The organism is Joostella sp., from assembly GCF_048266025.1.
Lineage (GTDB): Bacteria > Bacteroidota > Bacteroidia > Flavobacteriales > Flavobacteriaceae > Galbibacter > Galbibacter atrarenae.
Genome location: NZ_JBLXAF010000017.1, coordinates 1 through 6,853 on the forward strand (window position 1 = coordinate 1; position 6,853 = coordinate 6,853).

Annotated in this window: 4 protein-coding genes; all 4 read right to left on the reverse strand. The window is 34.2% G+C overall.

Features of this window, described 5'->3' with window-relative positions; translation table 11 throughout:
• Window positions 1–715: 715 nt before the first annotated feature.
• Genes ACN0TY_RS16465 through ACN0TY_RS16480 form a run of 4 tightly spaced genes read right to left on the reverse strand, consistent with a single transcriptional unit; the run spans window position 716 to window position 6,310 of the window.
• On the reverse strand, window positions 716–1,915 hold the full coding sequence (locus ACN0TY_RS16465) for a response regulator (protein ID WP_417445320.1): 1,200 nt from the start codon (window positions 1,913–1,915) through the stop codon (window positions 716–718).
• 6 nt (window positions 1,916–1,921) lie between these two features.
• Window positions 1,922–2,371, reverse strand: coding sequence for a response regulator (locus ACN0TY_RS16470; protein WP_417445321.1), 450 nt, complete (start codon window positions 2,369–2,371; stop codon window positions 1,922–1,924).
• Window positions 2,352–5,840 (reverse strand): hypothetical protein, encoded by a 3,489-nt coding sequence (locus tag ACN0TY_RS16475; RefSeq protein ID WP_417445322.1) that lies wholly within the window; start codon window positions 5,838–5,840, stop codon window positions 2,352–2,354. The genes ACN0TY_RS16470 and ACN0TY_RS16475 overlap by 20 nt, the downstream gene beginning before the upstream one ends.
• Entirely contained in the window at window positions 5,840–6,310 is a 471-nt protein-coding gene (locus tag ACN0TY_RS16480; protein WP_417445323.1) for a DUF4231 domain-containing protein, read from the reverse strand. The genes ACN0TY_RS16475 and ACN0TY_RS16480 overlap by 1 nt, the downstream gene beginning before the upstream one ends.
• Window positions 6,311–6,853: the final 543 nt, after the last annotated feature.

Sequence of the window (6,853 nt, forward strand, 5' to 3'; positions counted from 1 at the left end):
GGTATAGACGAGAAATTAATAAACAAGAACGCAGTACATAATTAAGACAGATCTATAACAATATATGTGTGCTTAATTACCAAGTGTTAGGTAACAACATAGTTTTATCGATTCCAATAAAGATCGACAAGATACAATAAAGTTTGAGTATTTTGGGGCTTTAGAAGCGCAATTAGCTAGACACTAGTTATCTCATTTCTGCCCCTTTTTGTTTTATCCGTGCTACTGGTAACTAACTCTGCAAGCTTAAAGTTGACCAAATTTTAGTAATGCTACAGAGTGACTACTCTATCGGTAGCGATTCAAGTTGCTGATAATGCTCATGTAACTCACTTAACTACAAGTAGAAACTATCGGGGTTTGTTTTAGAACTAGCTTAGAGGACTTTGATTATCTGTCGGCAATACGTACTTACCTTGAAGACGTAGGAAACACTACTGCACTATGTAAAATCATATTGGAATGTGACTTTAGTTATATAAATTAACTGACATACCATAATTACTAGTAAATAGACCTCAACGGAGTATTGAATCTCTCAGAAGCCAGATTCCGTAATGGAACTGGCTTTTCTTTCAATCATTGGTAGTAGCAATGTAGTGAAACTATTGCTGTTGTTTATTGGCATGTGTTGGTGGTAACTGAAAGCCCCAAGTGGTGACTTTCCGTCACCACTTTCACCTGACGCATATAAGTAATGAAGTTCAGTAAAAAACTAGAACACTAGAATGTTCTCTATTATTTTAAAAGCGTAGCTAGTACTTGTGTGAGCTGCATAACCTTGATAATTATCATCTTTTGATGGGTCAGCAAAATCACATACTGATTTTATAATTATCGAATGAGGAGGTAGAGTTCCTGAAAGTCTTGTCGCGAGTAAAACCCCATAAGCCTCCATTTCAATACCAATAGTTTCGCGGTTTTGATATTTTATTGCCTCAACGACATTAGGATCTTCAAGTACTACAGCACCTGTTGCTATAGGCCCTAAATGTGCCGATAATGCGTGTTTAGGTCGAGAACTTGATGGCCAACTATTGTAAATTTCCTCAAGATAATCTCGATTAGTAACTAGCGTGCGTAGCTTAATTCTCAAGGTTTCATTCAAAACTTCTTGTTTTGGAGCGGCTAGAAAGACTGGTTTTCCATCTCGGATGGTTTGCTTTCCATTGCCCCAATCCCAACATAAATCGGCAACTAAAATATCACCCAAGTTTACTTTGTTCTCTATTCCTGCCGCTATACCGGTCATTATAAAGTATGTTGGATTAAATTTTAGGCACATCTTCATTGTTATAGCCGACGCGTTAGCCATTCCCATCCCGTGACAAGAGGCAGCAACTATAACTAGAGATTTTCCGTCTCTATTAGTTAATCTACCTTTGTAATACTTACTACAATCATCTATCTCGCTGACTTCTTCCCAGTTCAAATTTTTATTTAAAACAGCCTCGAGTTCTGTGTGTTCTAACGCTGTTAGAATGGCTATATCACATGAGACTTTTCCGTTGTTAGAGTAATCTATTTGGGATGTAATTACAGATTTTATCAAATCGTAATCGCCATTGAATAAGTGTATTGACCATCCAGATGATTCAAAATCATCCTTACATTGGTCATAAGAATCTTTATGTGATGTAAAACCAACAATATGTCTTGGTTTTTTTATAAGTGGGTTATAAGGAATGTTTTTGAGTAATTTTAAACCTCCTTCTTGGTCTATATCTTCACCCAGCGCTTCTGGTATTTGAAGGTCGATAACAAGCAAGTCAAATTGATGAACTTTCATTTTTTGAAGAGCGCATCGAGAAGACAATACAGTATCAAAGTCAAAATCAAAATCCTTCAAGGCAGCTGTGATTCCTTGGATTTTTGAATAATTATCATCAACGATGAGGATTGTTGGTTTGGACATTTATTGCTACTCGTTTATGCTGTTAATTAATTTACCTAGATCAGACTTCCAGTTTTCAGTGGCAGAGTTGTAATATATACAGCCCTTATAAAAGTCACTAAATTGGTCAGAAAACATTTCAGACAATCCGTCTAAGGCTACTGAACCTCCTTCAAACGATGAATATTGGGTAACCACGATTACAGGAATTGATATTCCTCTCAATCTCATTTGCTCCATTAGTTCTTTTCCAGCATAGCTTTCTGGTGAATCGTCATAATAGGCTTCTGAAGGGTCGAAGTTAGGCATACTCATATCGAGCAGAATAAGATCATAAGTAGGGTTTGTAACAACTTCTTTCAACCCCCCCCTTAATGAGCAGCAGTCATTAACAGAAATATCAGAAAGGTTATCTAATAAATACTTTTCAATATTATCTTTCTTGTCAGCTTGGTCTTCAACAATTAGTATTTTCATGAACCATCTCCCCAAGGGCGTTATTCAGTACAATTCTTGTTTGGAATAATTCAGAATTGATATAGCCAAAATCATTTGTATGTTTAAATCCAAATTCTTTATTTATAGTGTTACAAATTTTGAATATACCAGTTCCCCCCTCTTGTTGAGATGCTTCTCTCATCAAAGAGTCATTACCATAAGCACTTCGATAATAATCTAATTCCTTTTCTTTTTCTAAAACATTAACTTTAAAACAATTATTTTCAATTATTATTTCTAGTTCGTCATTGTTTGCATTAATGTCAACTTTTACTTTTAGTTCATCCCTATGAAGTTTACTCTTGCTTAGAGCATTTTCAAAGATAATGTAAAATATATCTACGAAACTAGACAAATATTTACCATCAAGTGTTTCGCTACAGTTAGATTTGATTTCAGCCGAAACGTTTGTTGAACGAGAGGCAATATCAACAGCTGTAGGTAAGTCAAAATATTTGACTTGACCTGCAGTTGATCTTTTAAACCACGATGAAACTGATTTGAGTCGGTTTGTCAAACCTTCCCTTGCCCTTCTAATTGAATTTAGTATAGAGTCTAGTTCTTTCTCATTTAAGTTTATACTTTGGACCTCACTCTCGATCTCATCAAAGAAGACTATAAATTTTTCCATAGCTTTTTCTTCAATTGAATGACGAATTGCTACGAGATTTGTATCAGTTCTATGCCACAACCAGTCTATGGCTATGTCTACTAGACTATCGTAGTCTTCATTCTCTATAAGACTTTGAATAATATATGTTTCAGTAACAGAGATAGAATAATTGAAAAGAGCTTTGCTTTTATTTACACCTTTCTTTATGTTACTGATGTCTTGGTCAAGTGATACAATCTGTAGCCAACTATCATTTATCTCATCGATAGTGTTTTCAAAATTCTTTGTGAATTTGGATAGGCATGAAGATAACCTTTGTTTGTCATCTTTAATCAGATTAGGAAATTTATTTAACCAATACTTATTTTCTGTAGGTTTTCCAGTCTCAGAGTCGATAGCTGACCACAAATATTCTTTCTGGATCGGTTTCCGCAAGTCAGTTGGAAGTACACCATGCCTTATTCTTGTACTCAGGTAGCTATTTAGCCCTTTTTCTCCAAATGTGAACTCATCTCTCAGCATACTTAATAGGCGGTGAAATGTACGGTTTTTCTCATTGAAGTTCATATTCATAATGTGCAAGCTACTTGCAGCATCATAAATATTTCCTTGTATTGAAGGAATTATCTTTGTCAGCTTCTGAAGAGCAATTTCATCCTCATATGCTGAATAATCCTGCTGTTTTAGCTCTAAAAATCGATCAAACACTTCTTTAAAGCTTTTGGAACGATTACCTTTCAATATACTAGTATCCACATGAATGCGACTTTGATCTACATGAGCTGCCGCTTTCTTAAACACTTGCTCTTTTGTAATATGTTTAGTTTCCTCAATTAGCTTATCTTTAGAAATATTATTTTCAATTAAATAGTTACATGTTTCTATTCTACAAGCATTGATATCATCTTTGTTATCAAGTAAAAGTGATAGTTTCATATTACTTGGGGTGCAAACATGCTCTAAGAAATAATTAATTTTCCTATTTTCGTACCCAAGATTTGTATCTATTAAAGTTAAAGGTCTCGATATATTGTTATTGATGAGGAAGTGGTCAAAACTAGCTCTTAGAGATGAATCGAATTCATCATCGACATAATTCGAATAAATACACAAGCATATAGGTATATCTATCGATTTTGATGTTGTGAGAAGCGAGCTCGCAGATGATGCTAATCTAGATACGTCAAAGATAAGAATGTTATTTTTATTATTTATAATCTTATCTACAAATATCCCAATTGCTTTTTCAGGTTTTTTTGTTTCAATGTAGGCTTTTACTAAGAAATTAATTCCATCGTAAGAATCAATTATTGAGCTGTCACTAGTTATATCTTCAAGTAACGCGATAGAATCAAACTTATTCCCACTGTTAAGTAAAGTTATAGCTTTGTATTTATTATACCTAATAGGATCGATATCTTGGGGAACTAAATTATCATACAATTCAACAATATTAGGATTGTTTAGTGCAACAAATAAATCCGCAGTGATTGAATTAGCACAATGAAACTTGAGATAATCAAAGTACTTTGATTTTACATCATGACTAAAATATTTTATTTTTCTAGGAGTATCTTCTCTAGAATTCAAAGCTACCAGTATTTCCAGTCTTTTATTTGACTTTTCATCTATAAATCGTGATTCTTTCGTTACAAATAATTGTAGCTCTTGAAACCAATGTACTCCAGAAAACGCATGACAGATCCCAAGTAGGGAATAATATGAAGAGTAAAAATCTTCTTTCTTTAGTATTATAGAAGATATATGGTCTGTGATCTTGGCCATTAATCCATTAAATGGGTTTTTCTCCACCCGTGCGATGGACTTTGCAATAACTTCAAAAATGGCAAAGTTATATATTTCTCTAGGATTTTTAGCAATTTCATCGACCAGTGTTCTATATTCACCTCGCGTGTATAGATCAATAGCTTCTGATTCAAAAGAGAAAGATACCTCTCTTTTTTGAAAGTTGTGAAATTTAATAGCATTATGCGTTATAGGGCTTAGGGCTACGTTGTCTAGAGTTGCTATTGCGTTGCAGAGATAATTCGGCAAATAAGTATAGTTTATAATATCATTTTCTATAAATGATATTACAGCTTTGTATAAGTCAATTATAGACATCCTCTTTTCGTAGTCTATAACGCTGTTGAAATCGATTTTGTATTCGGATAGGTAATCTTTTGGGGTTATTTTGTAAATAAGAAAGCTGCTAAGTTCATCATCCAAAGTTCTTATCAGTTGTTTTCTTAATGAATCTGAAGAGCTAATATGTATAGAGCTTTCATCATACCTATCTAGCACATACTTACATATCGTTTTAAAGAAGTCGTTGTAGTTTTTGTTTTCAAGAATACTTTGCAATAGATTAGAGTGAGATTCATAATCTTCCGATAGTTTGTACACCGATCCTCTTATTCCTAAGGACCAAGTTGAGATTCCACATGTGCTATCAATGATGTCTAATATTTCAATAGCTTGCTCGTAATTGTCTAATAATAAATGTTCTTCAATTTGGGACTCGAGCTCTTGGAATGTTCTTATTTTCTCTTGATGATTTTTTAAAACACCCAATGACCATGATAAATTGTGTGGAAGGTCGCATGAAGGTAGGATTGCATCGTAGAATTCAGTAAAGCTCTGGTCAGTTCCTAGGTTGATCTGTTTGCTAAAATACGGGTGTTTAGAAAGAGTAGGCACTGACCTTTCTATTTCAAAGCAACTTAACTCAGTATGAAACTTGTTCAATACAAAGAACTGATTCTTGGAGCCACTTAGTACTTTTGATAACTTTGACTGTTTCTTATTCTTCCTACTTTTTTTCGCCTTTACCATTACTTAGCTCCTTGTTTAGACACTTTACTAAGTGACTTCTCTGTAGGTATTGATTCCACCCACTTTGAATGAGTCTCAAGGTAAATGTTGTTAGCATTCAATAGAAGCTTTTTCTCAGCATCGTTAGAATCATATTCATTGACTTTGAATTGATATAACTCTAATTCATTTTCTATTTTTCTTTGGGCTGTACGGTATATTTTCCATAGATTTTGTGGCTTGCGTAACTGCAACCAAGCGGTCAATGCTGCTGCAATGAGAGATAGAACGGAAGGTATGATTTTTCCATAAAGATCGCCTGCACCAAATGCAACAAATAAAGGACTAATCAAAGTAGAAAGCATTACGATTTTGAAGGACCACAAAGCTTCTGCTTTATTGTGATCTGCTTTTTTCTTCAACTGTATAACTTTCTCTTCGACCGTGAACTCTACAGTTCTTGACGCATCATTAGACATAAGTGCTCCCATATGATCAAGATAGATATTGCCTATCCTACCATATAGCTTTAAACCTATGCATGTTGTAGTGTAATAGCATACTGATTTACCTAAGAATTATAGAGTTGTTTTTGTAAGTAATGAGGGCTAAAAAAGAGAGGCAACCTCTGTCGGAAAAGGTAGCTTTGTTTTACGTCCTTAAGTATAGGATTCTTTCATGCAATAAAATAAATTATTGATTTTTATTGGAAATAACACTTTTTTATCAGCTTTATGAGCGGATGCTCGGATACTGTTAAAGCAAACCTCATTGCGTCTGTCTACTGAACGTATCTTCACTACGCTATCTAAACAACTGCATTTTCTAACCGTGGCCATGGCTTCCCTATACCTGATTTAATCTGTATTTTTATAAATTAAGTAGAAATACTAACGAATTTCTGTCCAAAAATCAGTTAAAAGCATTGCGTGCATCCCTGTGTCTACCAGCATCAACAGATATAAAAACGCCCTGAACTTTGGTTAAGCTCAGGGCGTTGTTTTATCTAGGGCCTATTCACTAAAAGAATTAAT

Excerpts from the sequence above, each read along its gene's own strand:
- ACN0TY_RS16465 (WP_417445320.1), bottom strand. The coding sequence starts at position 1,915 with ATGTCCAAACCAACAATCCTCATCGTTGATGATAATTATTCAAAAATC.
- ACN0TY_RS16470 (WP_417445321.1), bottom strand. The coding sequence starts at position 2,371 with ATGAAAATACTAATTGTTGAAGACCAAGCTGACAAGAAAGATAATATT.
- ACN0TY_RS16475 (WP_417445322.1), bottom strand. The coding sequence starts at position 5,840 with ATGGTAAAGGCGAAAAAAAGTAGGAAGAATAAGAAACAGTCAAAGTTA.
- ACN0TY_RS16480 (WP_417445323.1), bottom strand. The coding sequence starts at position 6,310 with ATGGGAGCACTTATGTCTAATGATGCGTCAAGAACTGTAGAGTTCACG.